Source organism: Ignavibacterium sp. (genome assembly GCF_025998815.1).
GTDB lineage: Bacteria > Bacteroidota > Ignavibacteria > Ignavibacteriales > Ignavibacteriaceae > Ignavibacterium.
The window spans coordinates 3426405-3449400 of sequence record NZ_AP026678.1 but is presented as its reverse complement, the minus strand read 5'-3'; the positions used below and the strand labels follow the sequence as shown (position 1 = coordinate 3449400).

At 36.3% G+C, this 22996-nt stretch carries 34 protein-coding genes and 1 tRNA gene; all 35 read right to left on the bottom strand.

The window, feature by feature from the left end:
• Window positions 1-13: 13 nt before the first annotated feature.
• The 35 genes from Q0X14_RS15130 to rpoC all read right to left on the bottom strand — a co-directional run bounded on the left by Q0X14_RS15130 (window position 14) and on the right by rpoC (window position 22981).
• A complete protein-coding gene (locus tag Q0X14_RS15130; RefSeq protein WP_297840457.1) occupies window positions 14-1009 on the bottom strand; it encodes a DNA-directed RNA polymerase subunit alpha in 996 nt (331 codons plus the stop codon).
• Between the two features lie 34 nt (window positions 1010-1043).
• Window positions 1044-1670: a 30S ribosomal protein S4 gene (gene rpsD / locus Q0X14_RS15125; RefSeq protein WP_297840455.1), complete on the bottom strand. Its 627-nt coding sequence runs from the start codon at window positions 1668-1670 to the stop codon at window positions 1044-1046.
• A gap of 19 nt (window positions 1671-1689) precedes the next feature.
• On the bottom strand, window positions 1690-2076 hold the full coding sequence (rpsK, locus tag Q0X14_RS15120; protein WP_014559804.1) for a 30S ribosomal protein S11: 387 nt from the start codon (window positions 2074-2076) through the stop codon (window positions 1690-1692).
• 24 nt (window positions 2077-2100) lie between these two features.
• Complete coding sequence (gene rpsM, locus Q0X14_RS15115; RefSeq protein ID WP_297840451.1) at window positions 2101-2484, bottom strand: 30S ribosomal protein S13; 384 nt, start codon at window positions 2482-2484, stop codon at window positions 2101-2103.
• Between the two features lie 25 nt (window positions 2485-2509).
• Window positions 2510-2623, bottom strand: coding sequence for a 50S ribosomal protein L36 (gene rpmJ / locus Q0X14_RS15110; protein ID WP_014559802.1), 114 nt, complete (start codon window positions 2621-2623; stop codon window positions 2510-2512).
• Window positions 2624-2632: 9 nt separating this feature from the next.
• Window positions 2633-2851 carry a translation initiation factor IF-1 gene (gene infA, locus Q0X14_RS15105; RefSeq protein ID WP_014559801.1) on the bottom strand — a complete coding sequence of 73 codons (219 nt, stop codon included), beginning with the start codon at window positions 2849-2851 and terminating at the stop codon, window positions 2633-2635.
• The gene (map, locus tag Q0X14_RS15100; RefSeq protein ID WP_297840443.1) at window positions 2851-3612 is read right to left on the bottom strand and encodes a type I methionyl aminopeptidase; all 762 of its coding nucleotides are present in this window, start codon (window positions 3610-3612) and stop codon (window positions 2851-2853) included. Before map ends, infA begins: the two co-directional genes overlap by 1 nt.
• Window positions 3613-3618: 6 nt before the next feature.
• Window positions 3619-4953, bottom strand: coding sequence for a preprotein translocase subunit SecY (gene secY, locus Q0X14_RS15095; protein WP_297840441.1), 1335 nt, complete (start codon window positions 4951-4953; stop codon window positions 3619-3621).
• An 11-nt stretch (window positions 4954-4964) separates the two neighbouring features.
• Window positions 4965-5423: a 50S ribosomal protein L15 gene (gene rplO / locus Q0X14_RS15090; RefSeq protein WP_297840439.1), complete on the bottom strand. Its 459-nt coding sequence runs from the start codon at window positions 5421-5423 to the stop codon at window positions 4965-4967.
• A 13-nt stretch (window positions 5424-5436) separates the two neighbouring features.
• Window positions 5437-5622: a 50S ribosomal protein L30 gene (gene rpmD / locus Q0X14_RS15085; RefSeq protein WP_297840435.1), complete on the bottom strand. Its 186-nt coding sequence runs from the start codon at window positions 5620-5622 to the stop codon at window positions 5437-5439.
• 7 nt (window positions 5623-5629) lie between these two features.
• Entirely contained in the window at window positions 5630-6148 is a 519-nt protein-coding gene (rpsE, locus tag Q0X14_RS15080; protein WP_297840432.1) for a 30S ribosomal protein S5, read from the bottom strand.
• Between the two features lie 43 nt (window positions 6149-6191).
• Window positions 6192-6265 (bottom strand) — tRNA-Gln (locus tag Q0X14_RS15075).
• A 4-nt stretch (window positions 6266-6269) separates the two neighbouring features.
• Entirely contained in the window at window positions 6270-6638 is a 369-nt protein-coding gene (gene rplR, locus Q0X14_RS15070; RefSeq protein ID WP_366522815.1) for a 50S ribosomal protein L18, read from the bottom strand.
• 14 nt (window positions 6639-6652) lie between these two features.
• The gene (rplF, locus tag Q0X14_RS15065; RefSeq protein WP_297840426.1) at window positions 6653-7192 is read right to left on the bottom strand and encodes a 50S ribosomal protein L6; all 540 of its coding nucleotides are present in this window, start codon (window positions 7190-7192) and stop codon (window positions 6653-6655) included.
• A gap of 21 nt (window positions 7193-7213) precedes the next feature.
• Window positions 7214-7609: a 30S ribosomal protein S8 gene (gene rpsH / locus Q0X14_RS15060; protein WP_297840423.1), complete on the bottom strand. Its 396-nt coding sequence runs from the start codon at window positions 7607-7609 to the stop codon at window positions 7214-7216.
• 15 nt (window positions 7610-7624) lie between these two features.
• Window positions 7625-7894, bottom strand: a complete 270-nt coding sequence (gene rpsN, locus Q0X14_RS15055; RefSeq protein WP_014559792.1) for a 30S ribosomal protein S14 — start codon at window positions 7892-7894, stop codon at window positions 7625-7627.
• Window positions 7895-7908: 14 nt separating this feature from the next.
• On the bottom strand, window positions 7909-8565 hold the full coding sequence (gene rplE / locus Q0X14_RS15050; protein WP_297840417.1) for a 50S ribosomal protein L5: 657 nt from the start codon (window positions 8563-8565) through the stop codon (window positions 7909-7911).
• A gap of 22 nt (window positions 8566-8587) precedes the next feature.
• Window positions 8588-8911 carry a 50S ribosomal protein L24 gene (gene rplX / locus Q0X14_RS15045; protein WP_297840414.1) on the bottom strand — a complete coding sequence of 108 codons (324 nt, stop codon included), beginning with the start codon at window positions 8909-8911 and terminating at the stop codon, window positions 8588-8590.
• Between the two features lie 12 nt (window positions 8912-8923).
• Window positions 8924-9292: a 50S ribosomal protein L14 gene (rplN, locus tag Q0X14_RS15040; RefSeq protein ID WP_014559789.1), complete on the bottom strand. Its 369-nt coding sequence runs from the start codon at window positions 9290-9292 to the stop codon at window positions 8924-8926.
• A gap of 15 nt (window positions 9293-9307) precedes the next feature.
• A complete protein-coding gene (gene rpsQ / locus Q0X14_RS15035) occupies window positions 9308-9565 on the bottom strand; it encodes a 30S ribosomal protein S17 (RefSeq protein ID WP_297840411.1) in 258 nt (85 codons plus the stop codon).
• A complete protein-coding gene (rpmC, locus tag Q0X14_RS15030; RefSeq protein ID WP_014559787.1) occupies window positions 9565-9801 on the bottom strand; it encodes a 50S ribosomal protein L29 in 237 nt (78 codons plus the stop codon). The genes rpsQ and rpmC overlap by 1 nt, the downstream gene beginning before the upstream one ends.
• 11 nt (window positions 9802-9812) lie before the next feature.
• On the bottom strand, window positions 9813-10229 hold the full coding sequence (gene rplP, locus Q0X14_RS15025) for a 50S ribosomal protein L16 (RefSeq protein ID WP_014559786.1): 417 nt from the start codon (window positions 10227-10229) through the stop codon (window positions 9813-9815).
• A 21-nt stretch (window positions 10230-10250) separates the two neighbouring features.
• A complete protein-coding gene (rpsC, locus tag Q0X14_RS15020) occupies window positions 10251-10892 on the bottom strand; it encodes a 30S ribosomal protein S3 (protein WP_297840406.1) in 642 nt (213 codons plus the stop codon).
• A 17-nt stretch (window positions 10893-10909) separates the two neighbouring features.
• Window positions 10910-11254 (bottom strand): 50S ribosomal protein L22, encoded by a 345-nt coding sequence (rplV, locus tag Q0X14_RS15015; protein ID WP_297840404.1) that lies wholly within the window; start codon window positions 11252-11254, stop codon window positions 10910-10912.
• Between the two features lie 21 nt (window positions 11255-11275).
• Window positions 11276-11560, bottom strand: coding sequence for a 30S ribosomal protein S19 (gene rpsS / locus Q0X14_RS15010; protein WP_014559783.1), 285 nt, complete (start codon window positions 11558-11560; stop codon window positions 11276-11278).
• A 17-nt stretch (window positions 11561-11577) separates the two neighbouring features.
• Complete coding sequence (gene rplB, locus Q0X14_RS15005) at window positions 11578-12402, bottom strand: 50S ribosomal protein L2 (protein ID WP_297840400.1); 825 nt, start codon at window positions 12400-12402, stop codon at window positions 11578-11580.
• Between the two features lie 12 nt (window positions 12403-12414).
• Window positions 12415-12708: a 50S ribosomal protein L23 gene (rplW, locus tag Q0X14_RS15000; protein WP_014559781.1), complete on the bottom strand. Its 294-nt coding sequence runs from the start codon at window positions 12706-12708 to the stop codon at window positions 12415-12417.
• Between the two features lies 1 nt (window position 12709).
• Window positions 12710-13357, bottom strand: coding sequence for a 50S ribosomal protein L4 (gene rplD / locus Q0X14_RS14995; RefSeq protein WP_297840394.1), 648 nt, complete (start codon window positions 13355-13357; stop codon window positions 12710-12712).
• Window positions 13358-13367: 10 nt separating this feature from the next.
• Window positions 13368-13991, bottom strand: a complete 624-nt coding sequence (gene rplC, locus Q0X14_RS14990; protein WP_297840391.1) for a 50S ribosomal protein L3 — start codon at window positions 13989-13991, stop codon at window positions 13368-13370.
• A gap of 17 nt (window positions 13992-14008) precedes the next feature.
• A complete protein-coding gene (gene rpsJ / locus Q0X14_RS14985) occupies window positions 14009-14317 on the bottom strand; it encodes a 30S ribosomal protein S10 (RefSeq protein ID WP_014559778.1) in 309 nt (102 codons plus the stop codon).
• Between the two features lie 70 nt (window positions 14318-14387).
• Window positions 14388-15593: an elongation factor Tu gene (gene tuf, locus Q0X14_RS14980; protein ID WP_014559777.1), complete on the bottom strand. Its 1206-nt coding sequence runs from the start codon at window positions 15591-15593 to the stop codon at window positions 14388-14390.
• 46 nt (window positions 15594-15639) lie between these two features.
• Window positions 15640-17739, bottom strand: a complete 2100-nt coding sequence (fusA, locus tag Q0X14_RS14975; protein WP_297840384.1) for an elongation factor G — start codon at window positions 17737-17739, stop codon at window positions 15640-15642.
• Window positions 17740-17756: 17 nt separating this feature from the next.
• Window positions 17757-18227 (bottom strand): 30S ribosomal protein S7, encoded by a 471-nt coding sequence (gene rpsG / locus Q0X14_RS14970; protein ID WP_041294061.1) that lies wholly within the window; start codon window positions 18225-18227, stop codon window positions 17757-17759.
• Window positions 18227-18604 (bottom strand): 30S ribosomal protein S12, encoded by a 378-nt coding sequence (gene rpsL / locus Q0X14_RS14965; protein WP_014559774.1) that lies wholly within the window; start codon window positions 18602-18604, stop codon window positions 18227-18229. The genes rpsG and rpsL overlap by 1 nt, the downstream gene beginning before the upstream one ends.
• Before the next feature lie 126 nt (window positions 18605-18730).
• Window positions 18731-22981 (bottom strand): DNA-directed RNA polymerase subunit beta', encoded by a 4251-nt coding sequence (rpoC, locus tag Q0X14_RS14960; protein WP_297840379.1) that lies wholly within the window; start codon window positions 22979-22981, stop codon window positions 18731-18733.
• Window positions 22982-22996: the final 15 nt, after the last annotated feature.

Below are 22996 nucleotides of genomic sequence, written 5' to 3'. Positions count from 1 at the left end.
AACCTATCTGGGATTAATGATTATCTGAATCGTCTTTTAAGTATTTGTCAACATCCATTCCGAATTCAAGTCCCATACTTTCAACAATTTCTCCAAGCTCAGCAAGAGATTTTCTTCCGAAATTTCTGAAGCGGAGAAGTTCCTGTTCATCTCTTCTTACCAAATCAGCAATAGTCTTAATATTAGCAGCTTTAAGGCAGTTGTGTGCTCTTACACTTAATTCAAGATCATCAACATTGGTCAGAAGCATTCTTTTGATTTTTTCAAATTCACTGTCTTTATGTGTAGTAGTTTCTTCTTCTTCTTGTTCAACATCGAAATTAATGAAATACTGAATATGATCTTTCAAAATCTTTGCTGCCTGAGTAAGAGCATCATCTGGTGTAATCGAACCATCAGTTTGAATTTCGAGAGTTAGCTTCTCGTAATCATTCTTATCACCGATACGAACATTTTCTACTTCATACTTGACATTTTTAATAGGAGTAAAGATTGAATCAATTGGAATTACTCCGATAGTCTGATCCGGTTGAACATTTTCAACAGCTGGAACATATCCGTAACCTCTGCCAACTCTTAGCTCAACATCAAACTTTGCATTTTTGTTGAGAGTGGCTATATGCAAATCAGGATTAAGAATTTCAACTTCGTTGGTAGCTTTCTGAATATCAGCAGCTTTCCATTCGCCCTGACCATTGAATGATAGTTCAATCTTGCCAGGTTTCTTACTTAACAAAATCATCCTAACCTGTTTGAGATTAAGAATGATTTCAGAAACATCTTCAACAACACCTTCAATAGTAGAGAACTCATGAAGAACACCGCTAAACTTCACAGAAGTTATAGCAGCACCGGGAAGTGAAGACAGAAGTACTCTTCTTAAAGAATTTCCAAGTGTTACTCCGTATCCTCTTTCGAGAGGTTGTAAATAAAATCTACCAAATGTATTCGTATAACTAGCTTCATCGAGTACAAGTGCTTCAGGCATCTTGAATGATAATCCGCTCATTTATTGTCCTCTTAATTATTCAAAAATAAAATTATTATTTGGAGTAAAGTTCAACTACCAATTGTTCATTTGCATTAAGTGGAATATCAGCTCTTTCAGGAATCTGAACAAAAGTACCTGAGAGAGAAGCTTTGTCCACTGTAATCCAGTTATATGTATTATCCTTTACTCTTTTCAAAGAATTATGAATTGCATCAAGCTTTTTACTTTTTTCCTTAACCTGAATTACATCGCCTGGATTCAATAAGTAAGAAGGAATATCAACTAACTGATTGTTAACAAGAAAATGACGATGTTTAATCAATTGTCTTGCTTGTTTTCTTGAAGAAGCAAAACCAATCCGGTAAACTACATTGTCCAATCTTCTTTCAAGAAGTTTAACAAGGTTTTCACCTGTCTTACCTTTTTGCTTTATAGCTTTCTCAAAATAGTTTCTGAACTGAGTTTCGAGTAAGCCATATATTCTTTTAATCTTCTGCTTTTCTCTAAGCTGAACACCATATTCAGAAATTTTAGCACGACGCGAAACTCCATGTTGACCAGGAGGATAGTTTCTCTGTTCGATTGGGCATTTATCAGTAAAACATTTCTGCCCTTTCAGAAACAATTTCTGTCTTTCTCTTCTACATAATTTACAAACTGAGTCTGTATATCTTGCCATTTATGAACTCTCCGTTAAATTAAACTCTTCTTTTCTTTGGTGGTCTGCATCCGTTATGCGGAATAGGAGTTACATCTTTAATCGAGGTAATCTCGAGACCAGCTGTGTGTAATGCTCTTATTGCTGCCTCCCTGCCAGAGCCAGGACCTTTAACATAAACTTCTACTTTTCTTAAACCTAAATCATAAGCTTCCTTAGCTGCTGCTTCTGCAGAAACCTGAGCTGCGAAAGGTGTATTCTTTCTTGATCCTTTGAAACCATTTTTTCCGGCAGAAGACCAGGAAATTGTATTACCATAAATGTCTGTAATGGTAACAATAACATTATTGAATGTTGCTTTGATATGAGCAACACCATTTGCATCAACATGAGCACGCTTCTTAACTTTTTTTGCAGTTTTTGCCAATTCAAATCCTCCGAATTACAATTATTATTTCTTAGATGGAGCTTTTTTCTTTCCAGCAACAGTTTTTCTTTTACCTTTTCTGGTTCTGCTGTTGGTTCTGGTTCTTTGACCGCGAACAGGTAAACCTCTTCTGTGTCTTAATCCGCGGTAAGCACCAATATCCATTAATCTCTTTATATTCTGTTGAACTTCAGATCTTAAAGCACCTTCAACTTTGTAATCGGCTGTAATAACTGATCTGATTTGAGCTACTTCTTCTTCGTGAAGATCGCCGACTTTTTTATTCGGGTCAACATTAGCTTTCTGAAGAATCTCAGCAGCGGTTGTTCTTCCAATACCATAAATGTACTGAAGACCATATAAAATTTTTTTTGCTTTTGGTAAATCTACACCTGCTATACGAGCCAAAGATAATCTCCTTCTTTAATAATAATTAACCTTGTCTTTGTTTGTGTTTTGGGTTTTTGCAGATAACTCTTACAACACCCTTTCTTTTAATTATCTTGCACTTATCGCACATCTTTTTAACTGAAGCTCTTACTTTCATTTTATTATCCTACTTATATCTGTAAGTTATTCTTCCTTTTGTTAAATCATATGGAGATAATTCAACAGATACTTTATCTCCAACTAAAATTTTTATGTAATGCATTCTCATCTTACCGGAAATGTGAGCTAATATTTCGTGACCATTATCCAATTTAACTCTGAAAGTTGCATTGGGTAAAGTTTCAGTAATAACTCCATCAACTTTAATTGGTCCTTGTTTAGCCATTATGCTACCGTTAAAATTTCCGGTTTATTTCCATTAACCAAAATTGTATGTTCAAAATGAGCAGAAGGTAAACCATCCGCTGTAACAACTGTCCAACCATCATCCAATGTTTTAACTCTCCAATCGCCTGCATTAACCATAGGTTCAATTGCCAGTGTCATTCCGTTCTTAATCTTTGGTCCAGTTCCTTTTATTCCATAATTCGGAATTGATGGGTCTTCGTGTAAAAATCTTCCGACACCGTGTCCACATAAATCCCGAACGATAGAAAATCCATTTGCTTCAACATAACTTTGAACAGCAAAAGAAATATCATGAATTCTGTTTCCGACAATTGCCTGAGCAATTCCTTCGTAAAGTGATTTTTCTGTAACCTCAAGCAATTTTCTTTTTAATTCAGATATTTCTCCAACACCAACTGAAAGAGCAGCGTCGCCATAGTAATTATTCTTTAACACACCTACATCAATCGAAATGATTTCCCCTTCTTTCAAAATTCTTTTTCCAGGGATTCCATGAACAACCTCATCATCAATTGAAGCGCAAATCGAACCCGGAAAAGGTTTTGTCCCCGGCTGCGAATAACCCTTGAATGCCGGAGTACCTCCATTGCTTCTGATATAATCTTCAGCAATCAAATCAAGTTCTTCAGTTGTTACCCCAGGTTTTACTTTTGACTTTACCAGATGCAGTGTCTCAGCAACTATTCTGCAACTTTCTGCTATGTAATCAATCTCTTTTTTACTTTTAATCAGTATCACAAAAAATTATCTTCTGCCTTTTATCTTTCCTGATTTCATAAAGCCATCGTAATGTCTCATCAATAAATGCGATTCAATCTGCTGCAATGTATCAAGAGCAACACCAACAATAATAAGCAAACTTGTTCCACCAAAGAATTGAGCAAACTGACCGGTAACTCCCCAGGCAGATACAAATGCAGGAAGAATTGCAATGATTGCCAGGAATATTGAGCCCGGTAAAGTAATCTTGGTCAGAATGTTATCAATAAAATCTGATGTTTGTTTTCCAGGTCTGATGCCGGGAATGAATCCTCCCTGTTTCTTCATATTGTCTGCAACATCTTTCGGATTGAAAGCAATTGCTGTATAAAAATAAGTGAAAAATATTATCATCAATGCATAGATTATTGAGTAGACTGCAGACTGATAATGAAACAAATTAGCAACTGACTGTAAAAATTCATTATTTGGAAAGAACGATAAAACTGTATTCGGTATAAACATAATTGCCTGAGCAAAAATTATAGGCATAACACCGGCAGTGTTAACACGAAGAGGAATATATTGTGTAACACCACCATAAATCTTTCTACCAACAACTCTTTTAGCATATTGGACAGGAATTCGTCTTGTGCCCTGAGTAACAAGTACAACACCAGCAATTATCAAAAACATAAACGCAAAAATTATAATCTCAACTATAATTGATCTCTGTCCTGCCTGAATAAGTCTGTATTCGTCAAGTAAAGCAAATGGAAATCTGGCAATGATACCGATAAAGATTATAAGAGATATTCCGTTACCGATACCTTTCTCAGTAATTTGCTCACCCATCCACATCATAAAGATTGTTCCTGCAGTCATAATCACGATAGTAGATAACACCCATCCAATTCCTCTTACAGGGTCCGGAACGATTGGCATTCCATTAACTTCAAGATTTAAAAGTCTTACAGTTACTCCCCAAGCTTGCATTGCCGAAATCAAAACTGTTCCGTAACGAGTAAGCTGTGTAATTTTCTTTCTGCCTTCTTCACCTTCCTGCTGAAGCTTCTGGAAATAAGGAACCACTGCACCAAGCAACTGAAGAATAATTGATGCAGAGATGTAAGGCATAATGCCTAGTGCAAATATTGCTGCATTATGAAAAGCACCACCAACAAACAAATCATATAAACCAAAAAGACTATCAGATGATTGATTCTTCATGCTTTCAGTAAGCAACGCAGCGTCAACACCCGGAGTTGTAAGATGCGAGCCAAGTCTGACAATAAATAAAAGAACTAAGGTATAAATTATTCTTTGCCTGAGTTCGTGTATTTTGAAAATATTTCTGAAAGTATCAGTAAATTTTGACATTTGGTCCCGTGTTAAATCTTTGTGATTGAACCACCAGCAGCTTCTATTTTCTGCTGAGCTGATTTACTAAATGCATTTGCCTGAACAGATAATTTGGCTTTCAATTCACCTTTGCCAAGAATTTTTACTGGTTTATTAACTGATGAAATCAAACCAAACTTTTTAAGGTCTTCTAAGGTTAAAGTTATATTATCAAGTGCATTTTCATTTGCAATTCTTTGCAGTGCATTAAGGTTAACTACCTGATATTCTGTTTTAAAGATATTAGTAAAACCAAACTTTGGAATTCTTCTTTGTAAAGGCATCTGACCGCCTTCAAACCAGGCTCTGAATTTTGCACCTGATCTTGATTTCTGTCCATTCATTCCACGAGTTGCCTGACCACCGTGACCAGAGCCTTCACCACGGGCAATTCTTTTTCTGTTTTTCTTTGCACCTTTTGCATATTTAAGATTACTTAAAATATCCATGATAATTTCCCGCTTATTCTTTTACTTCTTCTACTTTAACTAAATGACTAACTTTTCTAATCATTCCTCTGATTTGAGGAGTATCGTTGTGAACTTTGAAATAATTAGGTCTCCCTAACCCCAAAGCTTTGATAGTTCTTTTCTGGTCTTCAGGACGATCTATTATACTTCTAACTTGTGTAACTTTTATTTTAGACATTTTATCCTCAGTTAGCAAATAATTCTTTTACAGTTACGCCTCTTTTAGTTGCCATCTTTCTGGCATCAACTTGCTGTGTGAGAGCTTTAAGAGTTGCTTTAACCTGATTATGCGGATTACTTGAACCCAAAGATTTAGTAAGAACATCAGTAATGCCGGCAGCTTCAAGTACTGCTCTTACTCCACCACCAGCAATAAGTCCGGTTCCGGGTGAAGCTGGTTTAAGCAACACCTTACCTGCTCCATACTTACCAATGATTTCGTGAGCAACAGTTCCGCGAATTACAGGAACCTGAACAAGATTTTTCTTTGCGTCATCAACACCTTTGGAGATTGCATCAGTCACTTCGTTAGCTTTTCCAAGGCCAACTCCAACTATTCCATTACCGTTTCCAACAACAACAATAGCGTTAAAGCTAAATCTTCTTCCACCTTTAACAACTTTAGCAACTCTGTTGATGTGAACGACTTTTTCTTTTAATCCTTCAACATCTGTAGGCTTTGCAACTTTAAATTTATTCTCCACTTTTTACTCTGCTTTAATTATTAGTTAAACAAAATTTTTCCTTTGGCTGCCGGGAGAGGATTCGAACCTCTACATACGGCTCCAAAGGCCGCTGTCCTACCATTAGACGACCCGGCAAGATTCAAAACTTTAAACCACCTTCTCTGGCACCATCAGCAACAGCTTTTATTCTTCCGTGGTAGCGGAATCCGTTTCTGTCGAAAACAACTGTTGTAATATTATTCTCCAGAGCTTTCTTTGCAATTAGAGTTCCAACAAGCTTACTTTTAGAAACCTTGCCGGAAGTTTTTTTAACATCATCAAGAATTTCTTTAGATAAGCTTGATGCAGCTACAAGAGTTTTTCCTGTAGTATCATCTATAATCTGAGCGTAAATCTGATTAAGACTTCGGTAAACTGATAATCGTGGTCTTTCAGGAGTTCCGAAGATTTTCTTTCTTACTCTGATTTTTATTTTTTCTCTTTTTTTGGTATCTCTCTTAAACATTATAATCTCCCAATCTCTTATTTACCAGCTGTCTTTCCAGCTTTTCTTAAAATCTGTTCATCAGAATATTTAATTCCTTTACCTTTATAAGGTTCAGGTTTTCTGAATGATCTTATTTTTGAAGCAACCTGTCCAACAAGCTGTTTGTCAATTCCGGATACAATTATTTGTGTCGGAGTTGGAGTTTCTAATTTTATTCCAGCAGGAGGAATAAAATAGATTGGATGCGAATAACCAATAGTAACTAACAGATTAGTTCCTTTTAATTCAGCTTTGTATCCAACACCAACTATGTCCAAAACTTTTTTATAACCTTCAGAAACACCTTTAATCATATTCTGTATAAGTGCTCTTGTAAGTCCGTGCAAGGCACGATTTTCCTTAAAATCATCAGGTCTTTTAACTTCAATAACATTGTTCTCCATCTTAACAGAAATATTCGGATGAACAGTGGTTTGAAGTTCACCTTGAGGACCTTTAACTTTAACAACCTGACCGCTTACTGTTACTGTTACTCCAGCGGGCACTTCTATCGGTTTTTTACCAATTCTTGACACTTTATCTCTCCAACTAAAATTTTACCAAATATAGCAGATTACTTCGCCACCAATTGACTGGCTTCTTGCTTGCTTATCAGTAAGTAATCCTTTTGATGTAGATATGACTGCAGTACCAAGTCCGTTCAGAACTCTTGGTAATTGTTCTGCAGGTTTGTAAACTCTTAATCCTGGTTTACTGATTCTTCTTAAACCACTTATTGCCGGGACCCCACCACGATATTTCAACTGAATACGAAGAATGTTCTGTTTGTTGTCTTCAATGATTGTATAGTCGTGTATATATTTTTCAGTCTTTAAGATTTCAGCAATCTGAATTTTCATTTTCGATGCAGGTATATCAACTCTTAGCAATCTAGCTTTAGAAGCGTTTCTAATTCTTGTTAAAAAATCTGCTATCGGATCTGTAACTGCCATTTAATAACTCCTTTTTTACCAACTTGACTTTTTTAATCCGGGAATTTCACCTCTAAGAGCCATTTCTCTTAGAACTAATCTTGATACACCAAACTTTCTGTAATAAGCTCTTGCACGACCAGTAAACATACATCTGTTTTTTAATCTTGTAACAGATGAGTTTCTAGGAAGCTTTTGAAGAGCTTCATAATCACCTTTTGCTTTAAGTTCTTCACGAAGTTTTTTGTATTTCTCGTAAAGCTTTTTTCTTTTTTCGTCTCTTACTATTGAACTTAATCTTGCCATTTAATTATTTCCTTTTAAGCTTGGTTAACTTCTTTTTTTCTAAATGGAAATCCGAAACCTTTGAGTAACTCGTAAGCTTCATTATCAGTTTCGGCTGTAGTTACTATTGTAACATCCATTCCAACTATTCTGCTTACTTTATCAACATTAATTTCCGGAAAAATAATTTGTTCTTTTACACCTAAAGTATAATTACCTCTTCCATCAAAAGATTTATCAGATAATCCTCTAAAGTCTCTTACTCTCGGAAGAGCAATGTTTATGAGTCTATCTAAAAATTCATACATCTTTTCTCTTCTTAAAGTAACAGTTGCACCTATGTTCATTCCAGCACGAAGCTTAAAGTTAGAAATAGCTTTCTTAGCTTTTCTGATACTTGCTTTCTGTCCGGTAATTGCTTCAAGTTCTTTTACTGCTTCTTCAAGAATTTTAGGATCTGAAACTGCTGCACCAAGTCCCATATTTACAACAATTTTAGAAATCTTAGGAACCTGCATAACATTTTTATAATTAAATGTTTTCATAAGTTCCGGTGCAACAACATTCTTGTAATATTCAGCAAGTCTGCAGCGGATTTTAATTTCTTTTTCGGATGCTTTTGAAACCTCAGCTTTAGGAGCATCCTTTTGTTTAGTTTGTTTATCAGCTTGTTTAGTTTTCTTTTCAGCCATTATCTAAAACCCTAATATTATTTTATAACATCTCTCCGGAAGCTTTGCTAACCCGAGCAATTTTCTTTTTTCCGGTTTTTTCATCCAAAATTATTTTAGCGCCTATTCTTGTTGGTTCATTAGTTTTAGGATCAATTATCATAACATTTGAAATGTGAATAGGAGTTTCTTTCTCAAGAATTCCGCCCTGAGGATTTCTCTGAGAAGGTTTTGTATGTCTTTTTCTCAGGTTTATTCCTTCAACAATAACGCGGGATTCTTTAGGAAACACTTTTAATACTTTTCCGGTTTTACCTCTGTCATTACCGGCAATTACCATTACTGTATCGTTTTTCTTTATTTTCATTCTCATAAATCCTTATAAAACTTCAGGAGCTAATGACACAATTTTTGTAAATTGTTTTTCTCTGAGTTCACGGGCAACAGGACCAAAAATACGTGTTCCTCTTGGTTCGCCCTGGTTGTTAATAAGCACTGCAGCGTTTTCGTCAAATCGGATATAAGTTCCGTCTTTTCTTCTGACTTCTTTTTTGGTACGAACGACAACTGCTCTAGAAACTTCGCCTTTTTTAACAGCGCCATTAGGGATAGCTGACTTCACGGATACAACAATTGTATCACCAACAGAAGCATATCTTCTGTTACTGCCTCCGAGTACTCTTATACAGCGTACTCTTTTGGCTCCGGAATTATCAGCTACAACAAGATTAGTTTCTTCTTGAATCATTTTTTATCAAACTCCTTACTTGGCTTTTTCAACAATTTCTACTAAACGCCATCTTTTTCTTTTGCTAAGAGGACGTGTTTCCATAATTTTTACTTTATCACCAACAGAGCATTCTCTTTTTTCATCGTGAGCCATAAGCTTTGTAGTTTTCTTAAAATATTTTTTATAAATAGGATGAGCTACTCTTCTTTCAATTGCAACAGTAATAGTTTTATCCATTTTATTACTTACAACAATACCAATTCTGGTTTTTCTAAGCGAACGTTTTTCCATTAAGATTTAGCTCCTTCTTTGGTTTTGCTATTAGCTTCTTTCTGAGCTTTAAGTTCTCTTTCTCTAAGAACTGTTTTCATTTTTGCAATATCTCTGCGGACGAGTTTTAGTTTAGCAGTGTTAGTCAATTGTTTAAGATGATGAGAGAAACGAAGATCAACAAGATTTCTCTCTTCTTCCTGAATTCTTTTAATTAACTCGTCAGTGCTCATTTCTCTTATTTCATAAATTTTCATTTTACAATCCTCTATTCGTAATCAGGTCTCTGAACTACTTTTGTTTTAATTGGCAGTTTATAAGAGCAAAGTTTTAAAGCTTCGTTAGCTAATTCTTTCGAAACTCCACCAACTTCAAACATTATTCTTCCTGGTTTAACAACGGCAACCCAAAATTCCGGAGCGCCTTTACCTTTACCCATTCTTGTTTCAAGAGGTTTTTTACTAACTGGTTTATCAGGGAAAATTCTAATCCAAACCTTACCATCTCTTTTCATAGATCTTGAAAGAGCAACTCTGCAAGCTTCAATCTGTCTGCTTGTAATCCAGGCTGGTTCCAAGGCTTTTAATCCAAAATCACCAAAAGCAACTGAAGAACCGCGATAAGCTTTACCTTTTCTTCTACCTCTTTGTGCTTTTCTGTATTTAACTCTTTTGGGCATTAACATAAGAATAAACTCCTGGTAAAATTATTCTGAAACTCTTTTGCCCAGAATTTCTCCTCGGCAAATCCAAACTTTAATTCCTATTGAGCCGTAAACTGTTTCAGCTCTTCCATTTGCATAATCAATATCTGCTCTTAAAGTGTGTAAAGGAATTCTTCCCTCCTTATACTGTTCAGCTCTTGCTATTTCAGCACCAGCCAAACGTCCTGAACACATTACTCTAATTCCCTCAGCACCCATTCTCATTGCAGCAGTGATTGCCATTTTCATTGCTCTTCTGTAAGAGACTCTTCCCTCAATCTGACTGGCAATGTTTTCAGCAACCAGATAAGCATCGAGTTCCGGTCTTTTTATTTCGGATATCTGAACTTTTACATCTTTATTACTGATTGTTTTTAATTCTTCTTCGAGCTGTGTTATTTCTTTACCGCTTTTACCAATAACAACACCCGGACGCGAAGTATGAATATTAACTATAATATTCTTAGATGTTCTATCAATTACAATTCTTGAAATGCCAGCTTTCTTTAATCTGTTTCTGATATAAGCTCTTAGTTTACTGTCTTCCTTCAACTTTGGAGCGTATGATTTCTTTTCATACCAGTTGGAATCCCATCCTCTAATTACTCCAACTCTTAATCCGATCGGGTTTGTTTTCTGTCCCAAAAATATTCCTCCTGATTTTAAGCTTTACTGGCTACTACAATTGTTAAATGACAAGATCTTTTTCTAATTCTGTAGGCACGACCCATAGGTGCCGGTGAAATTCTTTTTAAAGTGGGTCCTTGATTTACATAAACTTCTTTAACATACAAATTTTCAGGTTCAACTCTTTCATTCTCATTTGAATTTACTGCATTGGCAACAGCAGATCTTAAAGTTTTTTCTACATGCTTTGCTGCCGCTTTAGGAGTAAAATGTAAAACTTCCAATGCTCTTTCAACCGACATACCTCTGATGAGATCAACAACTAATCTCATTTTTCTGGGTGATGAACCTATGTATTTATTTACTGCTCTGGCTTCCATAATACTTTCTCTACCTAATTATTAACCTTTAGCTGCTTTATCAGCTTTTGTTCCCGGATGACCTCTGAAAATTCTGGTCGGTGCAAATTCACCTAATTTGTGTCCCACCATATTTTCAGTGATGTAAACAGGAATCATTTGTTTTCCATTATGAACAGCAATAGTGTGTCCGACAAATTCAGGAATAATTGTAGATGAACGAGACCAGGTTTTAATAATTTTTTTCTGATTGGTATCGTTTAGCTTTTTAACTTTTTCGTAAAGTTTATAATCTACAAATGGACCTTTTTTAACCGACCTTGGCATAATGTGATTCCTATTACTTACTTACGTCTTTTAATAATGAATTTGTTTGATTGTTTTTTTCTTTTTCTGGTTTTCAAGCCTTTAGCTTTTTGACCCCACGGAGAAACCGGATGACCACCACCTGATGTTTTTCCTTCTCCACCACCCATCGGATGATCAACTGGATTCATCGCAACTCCTCTTGTATGAGGTCTGATTCCAAGCCAACGACTTCTTCCTGCTTTACCGATACTTATATTTTCATGTTCAGCATTTCCTACCACACCATAAGTTGCATAACATTCACTTCTTACCATTCTCACTTCGCCTGATGGCATTTTTAGCTGAGCATAATCACCTTCGCGAGCCATAAGCTGAAGTGATGTTCCGGCGCTTCTTCCTAACTGTCCACCTTTGCCTGGTTTTAATTCCACATTATGAACAAATGAACCTAATGGCATTTCTTTAAGCGGAAGAGCATTACCAACTTTAATTTCACTACCAGGACCAGACATTACTGAGTCACCAACTTTTAATCCGTCTGGAGCGATGATATATCTTTTTTCTCCATCAGCGTAGTGTAATAGTGCTATTCTGCAAGTTCTGTTCGGATCATATTCAATTGAAAAAACCTTTGCAGGAATTCCATGTTTATCGCGTTTAAAATCTATGATACGATATTTTCTTTTATGTCCGCCACCGCGATGTCTTGCAGTAACTCTTCCTAAATTGTTTCTACCACCAGATTTCGTTAAAGAAACTAATAATGATTTTTCAGGTGTTTCTTTGGTAATTTCTTCAAAAGTAAAATTAGTTCTGAATCTTGTTCCTGGTGTTACTGGTTTTAATTTTTTTATACCCATTTTTTATCCTGACTATACTTGCTCAAACAATTCTATTGTTTCGCCTTCTTTAAGAGTAACGATCGCTTTTTTGAATTTTGCTGTTCGTCCTTCAAATCTACCGCTTTTTCTGAATTGAGTTTTAGTTTTGCCTTTGTAGTTAATTGTTTTAACATCAACTACATGAACATTAAATTTCTGTTCAATTGCTTTTTTAATTTCTATTTTATTTGCTTTAGGATTTACAATAAATCCGTATTTACCTTTATCAGCAGTAAGATTTGTCATCTTTTCAGTAATAAGCGGTCTAATTAAAATCTGATGCATATTAGTTCACCGCCTCTCTACTCTTTGAAAGAATATTTTCTATTACATTCACGGCACTTTTTTGCATAACCAGAACCTGGTTATTCAGTAAATCATAGGTTGTTGCTTTTGCAGCTTCAAGTACCTGAACTTTTGGTATGTTACGACCTGATTTATAAACTTCCGGTTTATAATCGCCTGTAAGCAAAAGAACTTTCTTACCTGATAATTTTAATGATTCAAGAACATTAACAAAATCTTTAGTCTTCGGTTTGTCGAAAGAAAAATCTTCCACAACAATCAACTGCTCATCTTTTACTTTATAACTTAAAGCAGATTTACGAGCCAGCTGTTTAACCTTTTTAGGTAAATCCTGTCTGTAATCTCTAGGTCTTGGTCCAAAAATAGTTCCGCCACCAACCCAAAGAGGTGATCTTATCGTACCTGCACGAGCACCGCCTCTACCTTTTTGTTTCCATGGTTTCTTACCACCACCTCTGACTTCTCCTCTTTCCTTCGCCTTATGAGTTCCTTGTCTTTGGTTAGCAAGGTATGCTTTCACATCAAGGTAAATTGCGTGGTCATTAGGTTCGATTGCGAAAATATTTTCAGAGAGTTCGATTGTCTCTCCGCTTTTTGAACCATCTATTTTTAATACATTAACTGTCATTTTTTACCACTTAATTCTTTATCAGTTCTACTATAGAGTTAATTGCACCGGGAACAGCTCCCTTAACAAAAATTAAATTTCTTTCAGGATCAACTTTTACAACTTTTAATCCTCTTACGGTTACATTCTCATAGCCCATTCTTCCAGCCATTCTCTGACCTTTAAATACTCTTGAGGGATATGAACTTGCACCAATTGATCCCGGAGCTCTTACACGATCACTTTGACCGTGAGTGGTCATTCCAATTCCACCAAAACCATGTCTTTTAACAACACCTTGAAAACCTTTTCCTTTGCTTTTACCTGAAACTTTAATGATATCACCTTCGCTGAAGATTGAGCATTTTATCTCATCTCCAATTTTGAATTCCGATACATTAAAGTTTTTGAATTCTTTAAGTACACGTTTTGGTGAAAGATTATTTTTCTTAAAATGACCTGCCAAAGGTTTATTTACTTTTTTCTCCTTCACACTTCCAAAACCTAACTGAAGCGCCTGATAACCATCTTTTTCTGTGGTCTTAATATCAACCACAGTGCAAGGTCCTGCTTCAATCACGGTAACCGGAATGACTTCACCTTCATTTCCAAAAATACTTGTCATTCCTAATTTTTTTCCGATGATACCAGACATCTTTTCTCCAATATTCATTAAAGCTTAATCTCAATATCAACACCCGCCGGAATATCAAGCTTACTTAAAGATTCGACGGTTTTGTTGTTTGAATTGTGTATATCAATGATTCTTTTATGTGCCCTGGTTTCAAACTGTTCTCTGGATTTCTTATCAACATGAGGAGATCTTAAAACAGTAAAAACAGTCTTTTTTGTCGGAAGCGGAATGGGTCCAGATACAACAGCACCAGTGCTTCTAACTGTTTTGATAATTTTTTCTGTTGATTTATCAATCAGAATATGATCGTACGATTTCAACTTTATTCTAATCTTTTGTCCGGGCACTTAAAATTCTCCTTATTTTATTAGATAAGAAAAGGGAGAAGTTATCTCCCTTTTCAGCAAACATAATTTTTTATTCAATGATCTTTGTTACAACACCAGCACCAACAGTTCTACCACCTTCACGAATAGCGAATCTTAATCCTTCTTCCATAGCTATTTCAGAAATTAATTCAACAGTCAATCTTACATTGTCACCTGGCATAACCATTTCTGTTCCTTCTGGCAACTGAGCAACACCGGTAACATCAGTAGTTCTGAAATAGAACTGTGGTCTGTAACCGTTAAAAAATGGTGTGTGTCTTCCACCTTCATCTTTTGAAAGAATGTAAACTTCACCTTCAAATTTCTTGTGTGGAGTAATTGAACCTGGCTTAGCCAATACCATTCCTCTTTCGATTTCTTTTTTATCAACACCTCTCAAAAGTAATCCTGCGTTATCACCAGCAATAGCTTCATCAAGTTCTTTTCTGAACATTTCAATACCGGTAACAACTGTTTTCTTGTGAACACCTAAACCAATCAACTCAACTTCTTCGTTTAATTTTACTCTACCTCTTTCTACTCTACCAGTAGCAACTGTACCACGACCTGTAATTGAGAATACATCCTCAACAGGCATTAAGAATGGTTTATCAATATCTCTTTCTGGTAATGGAATGTAGCTGTCAACAGCATCCATTAAGTCCCAAATGCACTGATATCTTGGGTCATCTACAGGGGCATTTTCCTGTCCTGCTTCAAGAGCTTTCAAAGCAGAACCTTTGATAATTGGAATCTCATCACCCGGGAATTCATATTTGGATAAAAGATCTCTTAACTCTACTTCAACTAATTCAATCAATTCAGGATCATCAACCATATCGATCTTATTCATAAATACAACTATTCTTGGAACACCAACCTGACGAGCTAAAAGAATGTGCTCTCTTGTTTGAGGCATAGGACCATCAGTTGCAGCAACTACAAGAATAGCTCCGTCCATCTGAGCTGCACCAGTGATCATGTTTTTAACATAGTCTGCGTGACCAGGACAGTCAACATGTGCGTAGTGTCTTTTCTCAGTAGAGTATTCTACGTGAGCAGTTGCGATAGTAATACCTCTTTCTCTTTCTTCAGGGGCATTGTCAATACTATCGAATGTTCTTACCTGGGATAAACCTTTTTTTGCAAGAGCCATTGTAATGGCTGCAGTTAAAGTAGTTTTACCATGATCTACGTGACCAATAGTACCTACGTTAACGTGAGGTTTACTCCTGTCAAATTTTTCTTTAGCCATCGGAATCTCCTTTTTATTTTTCTTCTTTTAGTTTTTTAATTCTGAATTATGTAGTTGCTGTTGATCTCTTTGATGTTGATTTTTCTGCAATTTCTTCTGCAATTGATTTTGGCACTTCTGCGTAATGATCAAATTGCATTGTATATAAAGCTCTTCCCTGTGTCATTGATCTTAATATGGTTGCGTAACCAAACATTTCAGACAATGGTACAAAAGCTTTTATTACCTGAGCATCTTTTCTTGCAGAAAATCCTTCTATCTTTCCTCTACGGGAGTTCAAATCTCCCATAACATCTCCGAGGTATTCCTCGGGTGTGATAACTTCAACAGACATAATTGGTTCGAGTAATACAGGGTTAGCTTTTCGGGCGGCAGCCTGAAATGCCATTGATCCTGCAACTCTGAATGAAATTTCATCTGAGTCTACATCGTGATATGATCCATCGTATAGCTTTGCTTTAATATCTACCATTGGGAATCCGGCAATAACACCATTCTTCATTGCATCCTGAATTCCCTGTGAAACTGCCGGAATGTATTCTTTAGGAACAACACCACCAACAATCGCATTTATAAATTCATACCCTTTACCTGGTTCATTCGGCGAAACTTCAATCCAAACATGACCATATTTTCCTCTTCCACCAGACTGCTTAACAAACTTTCCTTCTGCCTGAACAGTACTGGTAATTGTTTCTCTGTAAGCAACCTGTGGTTTTCCAATATTAGCTTCAACTTTAAATTCTCTTTTCATTCTATCAACGATGATCTCTAAGTGTAACTCACCCATTCCGCTAATTAATGTCTGACCAGTCTCTTCATCAACCTTAACTTTAAATGTCGGATCCTCGTCTGAAAGCTTGGATAAAGCTTCTGATAATTTATCCTGATCAGCTTTTGTTTTTGGTTCGATAGCAATCTGAATAACTGGTTCAGGAAATGTCATTCGTTCAAGTACAACAGGATCATTTTCTGTACAAAGAGTATCACCTGTTTTAGTAAATTTCAATCCAACTGCGGCAGCAATATCTCCTGCTCTTACCTCACTTATTTCCTCTCTATGATTAGCGTGCATTTGAAGAAGTCTGCTAATTCTCTCTTTTTTTCCGCTAACCGAATTAAAAACATAAGAACCGCTTGAAAGTGTACCTGAGTAAACTCTGAAGAATGTTAATTTACCTACATAAGGGTCATTCATTATTTTGAAAGCTAATGCAGTGAATTTCTCATTTTCATCAATTTTTCTCTTTACAATATCATTCATTCCAATATGATGAGCTTCAATCTCTTTCAAATCAGCTGGCGATGGTAAGAAATCAACAACTGCATCAAGAAGTTTCTGCACGCCTTTGTTTTTGAAAGAAGAACCACAGAGAACAGGAACAATTTTAAGTTCAATGGTTGCTCTTCTAAGAACAGATTTAATTTCATCAGGAGTTATTTCTTTACCTTCCAAATATTTCTCGAGCAATGTATCATCCACATCAGAAACTGCTTCAAGCATTTGGGTTCTGTACTTATTAGTAATCTCCTGTAAATCTTTGGGAACAGCTATTTCATCATAGGTAGTACCTAAGCTGTCTTCGTGATACATTCTTGCATTGTTCTGAATTAAATCAATCACACCCACGAACATATCGCCTTCACCAATTGGCAGATTGATTGGAATCGCGTTTGCACCAAGTCTTTCCCTCATCATCTCAACTGCGTGGTAAAAATCCGCACCAATTCTATCCATTTTATTTACAAAAGCGATTCTCGGTACACCATATTTATCTGCCTGACGCCAGACTGTTTCAGACTGAGGTTCAACACCACCCACAGCACAAAATAATGCAACTGCTCCATCCAAAACTCTTAATGATCTTTCAACTTCAACTGTAAAATCAACGTGACCAGGAGTATCAATTATATTAATCTGATGGTTATTCCAATAACAGGTAGTAGCAGCACTGGTAATTGTAATACCACGCTCTTTTTCCTGCTCCATCCAGTCCATTGTTGCTGCACCATCGTGTACTTCACCAATTCGATGCGTTTTGCCGGTATAATACAGAATTCTTTCTGTAGTTGTGGTTTTACCGGCATCAATGTGAGCCATAATCCCAATATTACGAACTTTATCTATACTTATCTTATTTGCCATTGATTTCTAAACCTACCTTACCATTTAAAGTGTGCAAACGCCTTATTGGCTTCTGCCATTTTGTGAGTATCTTCCTTTTTCTTAACTGAGGAACCTTCATTATTTGATGCAGCTAAAAGTTCACCCGCTAATTTTGCAGCCATAGATTTTTCTCCGCGGGCACGTGAGTAAGTTTTAATCCATCTCATTGCCAGCGCAGTTCTTCTTTCAGGTCTTACTTCAGTTGGGACCTGATAAGTAGCACCACCAACTCTACGGCTTCTAACTTCAATAACCGGAGCTACATTTGAAATAGCTTTCTTAAAAACTTCGAGTCCGGATTTTTTAGATTTTTCTTCAATAATATCAAATGCTGTATAAACAATATTTCTTGCGGTAGATTTCTTACCGCGAAGCATTATACTGTTTATAAATTTAGCCACCAATACATCATTGTATTTAGGGTCTGGCTTTACATATCTTTTTTCTGCTCTTCGTTTTCTCATAATTATTTAGCTTTTGGTTTTTTAGCTCCGTATTTAGAACGTCCTTTTTTACGATCTTCAACACCACTGGTGTCGAGGGTTCCTCTGATTATATGGTATCGAACACCAGGTAAATCTTTTACTCTACCACCACGAATCATAACAAGTGAGTGCTCCTGCAAATTGTGCCCTTCACCGGGAATATAAGCTGTCACTTCAATATTGTTTGTAAGTCTAACACGGGCAACTTTTCTAAGTGCTGAGTTAGGCTTTTTAGGAGTTGTAGTGTAAACTCTTGTACAAACACCCCTCTTCTGAGGACAACCTTCTAATGCCGGAGCCTTGTTTTTAGAAAGAATTTTAACTCTTCCTTTTCTAACTAATTGATTTATTGTGGGCACAAAATCTCCTAATGTTTAACTTTTCAAATTTTTTCAGACTTCAAATATATCCTTTAGTTCAAATTTTGTCAAGAAAATAGAACTAAAATTATTAAACTCATTTTAGTGTGTGATTATAATTCACACCTAATTACTTTGACTTTCCTTAATCTCAGATTCTTTAGGTTCTGCTTCTTCGGATTTAAGGATGATGTTTCTGTATTTTTTCAATCCTGTTCCGGCTGGAATCAGATGACCCATTACAATATTTTCTTTTAATCCGAGTAAGTGATCAGTTTTGGCTTCTATTGCAGCATTTGCCAGTACCTTTGTTGTTTCCTGGAATGAAGCCGCAGATAAGAAGCTCTCAGTTGAAAGTGCTGCCTGGGTAATTCCTAAAAGTATATGTTCAAATGTTGCTGGCTCAGCATCTCTAGCAATAATTTCCTTTTTACCTTTCTTCTTCAGATCAGCATTAATTTCTCTGTATTTGCTCTTAGTTATCAATTGACCATTCTTAAATTTAGAATCACCCTTATCTTCAATGTAAACCATATTTGAAATACGGTTATTTTCCTGAATAAATTCTACACGATCAACTAAATCTTCTTCAAGGAATTTTGTATCTCCGGGAGAAACAACTTTCACTTTCTGCAACATTTGTCTAACTATTACCTCAATGTGCTTATCATTAATCTTAACACCTTGAAGTCTGTAAACATCCTGTATTTCATTTACAAGATATTCCTGAACTGCACTCGTTCCTTTGATAGCAAGAATATCGTGCGGATTAACTGGCCCGTCTGTTATTTTTTCACCGGCAGGAATTTCGTCACCATCCTGAACAAGAATATGTCTTTGCAACGGAACACTATATCTCTTCTCATCCGAGCCGTCAACTGCCTGGACAATAATTTCTCTGGCTCCTTTCTTCCTTGAACCGAACTTTACTATACCTTCAATCTCTGAAACGATAGCTGGTTCGTGAGGGCTTCGGGCTTCAAACAATTCAGTAACACGAGGCAGACCACCTGTGATATCTCTACTCTTAGCTGTTTGCTTTGAGATTTTTGCAAGTGTAGTTCCGGCGGAAACCGATTCTCCTTCTTCAACACTCAGATATGATCTAACAGGTAAGTTGAACGATTTAACTTCTCCGTTTTCTGCTTTAATTAAAATGCTTGGGGTTAGATTTTTATCTTTTGATTCCAGTACAACTTTCTGAACATGTCCAGTTTGCTCGTCAGTAACTTGTTGTAAAGTTACCCCATCAATCAGATCAACAAATTTTACAACACCGGCAACATCTGTGATAATCAAAGAGTTATAAGGATCGTGATTGTAAAGCGGTTGACGCTTTTTAACAGGTTGTCCATCGTTTACGAGAAGCTCTGCACCGTAAGGAACATCATATTTCTTGAGTTGTCTGTTATTTTCATCTAAAATTTCAATAACACCTCTACGACCGGTAACAACTTTCACTTTAATGTCCGGACCACCAAACGGATCTCTTTCTATCTTCTCAACAAACTGAATTCTTTCATATTTTACGATACCGTCAGTGTTTGTTTCAACCTGGCTTTGGGATGCGATACGAGAAGAAGTACCACCAAGGTGAAATGTTCTGAGAGTAAGCTGGGTTCCGGGTTCACCGATTGACTGAGCAGCAATAATTCCAACTGCTTCACCAATCTCAACCATTTTGCCTGTTGTTAAATTTCTTCCATAACATTTAGCACAAACACCTCTCTTCGATTCACAGGTAAGAACTGTTCTGATATAAACCGAATCGATATTTGCATCTTCAATTCGTTCAGCTATTTCTTCGGTAACCATGTTACCAGCTTCAATAATAAGCTCATCTGTTCGCGGATCGTAAACATCCTGCTGAACTACTCTTCCGGTGATTCTTTCTGCAAGTGGTTCGCGCTCTTCTTCAACATCTTTCAGTGCTTTGACTTCAATTCCTAAAATTGTTCCGCAATCTTCTTCTGTAATTATAACATCCTGAGAAACATCAACTAATCTTCTCGTGAGATATCCTGCATCTGCAGTTTTTAATGCAGTATCTGCAAGACCTTTTCTTGCACCGTGTGTTGATATGAAGTACTCAAGAACTGACAAACCTTCTTTGAAGTTTGCTACAATTGGATTCTCGATAATTTCACCTGCCTGACCAGTCAGAGACTTTTGAGGTTTCATCATCAATCCTCTCATTCCTGCAAGCTGACGAACCTGTTCCTGAGAACCTCTAGCACCTGAGTCAACCATCATATGCAATGAGTTAAAGCCCTGATTATGATGACGAATCTTCTCCATCAAAGCGCGGGCAACATTGTTTGTTGTGTGTGTCCAAACATCAATAATCTTATTGTATCTTTCAGCATCAGTGATAACACCCATTTCGTGTTCATTTAATATTGCTTCAACCTTTTTGTTTGCCTGAGCAATGAGGGTGTCTTTTTCTTCAGGAACAACCATGTCTATAAAGCTTACTGAAATACCACCAGCAGTTGCATATCTGAATCCTAAGTCTTTCAAATCATCAAGGAACTTAGCAGTAACTTTATTTCCGAGCTTCATAAACATTTTACCAATTATACTGCTGAATGCTTTCTTCACAAGTAACTGGTTAATGAAGCCCATTTCTTTTGGAACAATCTGATTGAAAATGATTCTACCAACAGTAGTTTCAATCATTTGTCCATCAATTCTAACTTTAATTTTTGCATGAAGTCCAACAACTTTATTATCATAAGCAATCAACACTTCTTCAGGCGAGGAAAATGTCATACCTTCGCCAAGATCACCTTCTTTCATCTTTGTAAGATAATAGCAACCTAATACGATATCCTGTGTTGGAATAACGATAGGACTTCCATTTTGTGGTGAAAGAATGTTATGACTACTGAGCATCAATAACATTGCTTCGAGCTGAGCTTCATAAGATAAGGGAACATGCACCGCCATCTGGTCACCATCAAAGTCTGCGTTAAATGCAGTACAAACCATTGGATGAAGCTGAATTGCTCGCTCGTCAATCAGAACAGGTTGAAACGCCTGAATACCTAATCGGTGAAGCGTTGGAGCTCTGTTTAATAATACCGGATGTCCTTCAATGATTTTTGCAAGTATCTCCCAAATAATAGGATCTTTTCTGTCAACAACTTTTCTTGCACTTTTAACAGTTTTATTGTGTCCCCGCTCGATGAGTTTTCTGATAATAAATGGCTTAAACAATTCAACAGCCATATCTTTTGGAAGACCGCATTGATGTAATTTCAATTCCGGACCAACAACGATTACTGAACGACCGGAATAATCAACTCTCTTTCCCAGAAGATTCTGTCTGAATCTTCCTTGTTTTCCTTTAAGCATATCGCTTAATGATTTCAGAGGTCTGTTGCTATCGCTTCTTACGGCACTTCCGCGTCTTGAATTATCGAATAATGCATCAACAGCTTCCTGAAGCATTCTCTTTTCGTTTCGAAGAATTACTTCAGGAGCTTTAATATCTATAAGTCTTTTTAATCTGTTGTTTCGAATAATTACTCTTCTGTAAAGATCATTCAAATCACTTGTTGCAAATCTTCCACCTTCCAATGGAACCAAAGGTCTAAGTTCTGGTGGAATAACAGGAATGTAACTTAATACCATCCATTCAGGTCTGTTCGGAACTTTACCTTCCTCTTCTTTGAAAGCTTCAATTACACGAAGTCTTTTCAGAAGGTCTTGTTTCTTCTGTTGTGATGTTTCAGTTTTTAATTGTTCTCTTAATTCAGTTGAAAGCTGTTCAATGTTAGTCTTACGTAAGATTTCTCTAACGGCATCTCCGCCAATTCTTGCAACAAATTTTTTCGGATCTTCATCATCAAGTTTTTCATTACCATCAGGTAAAGAGTTAAGAACTTCATAATACTGTTCTTCAGAAATTAAATCTAAACGGTTCAATCCTGTTGGTCCCGGATTAAGAACAAGATAAGATTCGTAATAAATTACTTTTTCTAATTCTTTAAGACTTAATCCGATTATGTTTCCGATTTTAGAAGGTTGAGTTCTGAAAAACCAGATATGCACAATTGGAACCGCAAGAGCGATGTGTCCCATTCTTTCTCTGCGCACACTTTTCTGAGTAACTTCAACACCACATCTGTCGCAGATAATTCCTTTATATCTTATTCTTTTGTATTTGCCGCAGTAGCATTCCCAATCTCTTGTTGGACCGAAAATCTTTTCGCAGAATAAACCATCTTTTTCGGGTCTGAATGTCCTGTAATTAATTGTTTCAGGTTTTGTTACTTCACCATAAGAGCGTCCGAGAATATCGTCAGGACTTGCTAAACTGATGGTAATACTGTTAATATCTTTCATTGCATTTTCTTGAATTCTAAATGCCATTTTTATAATCTCCTA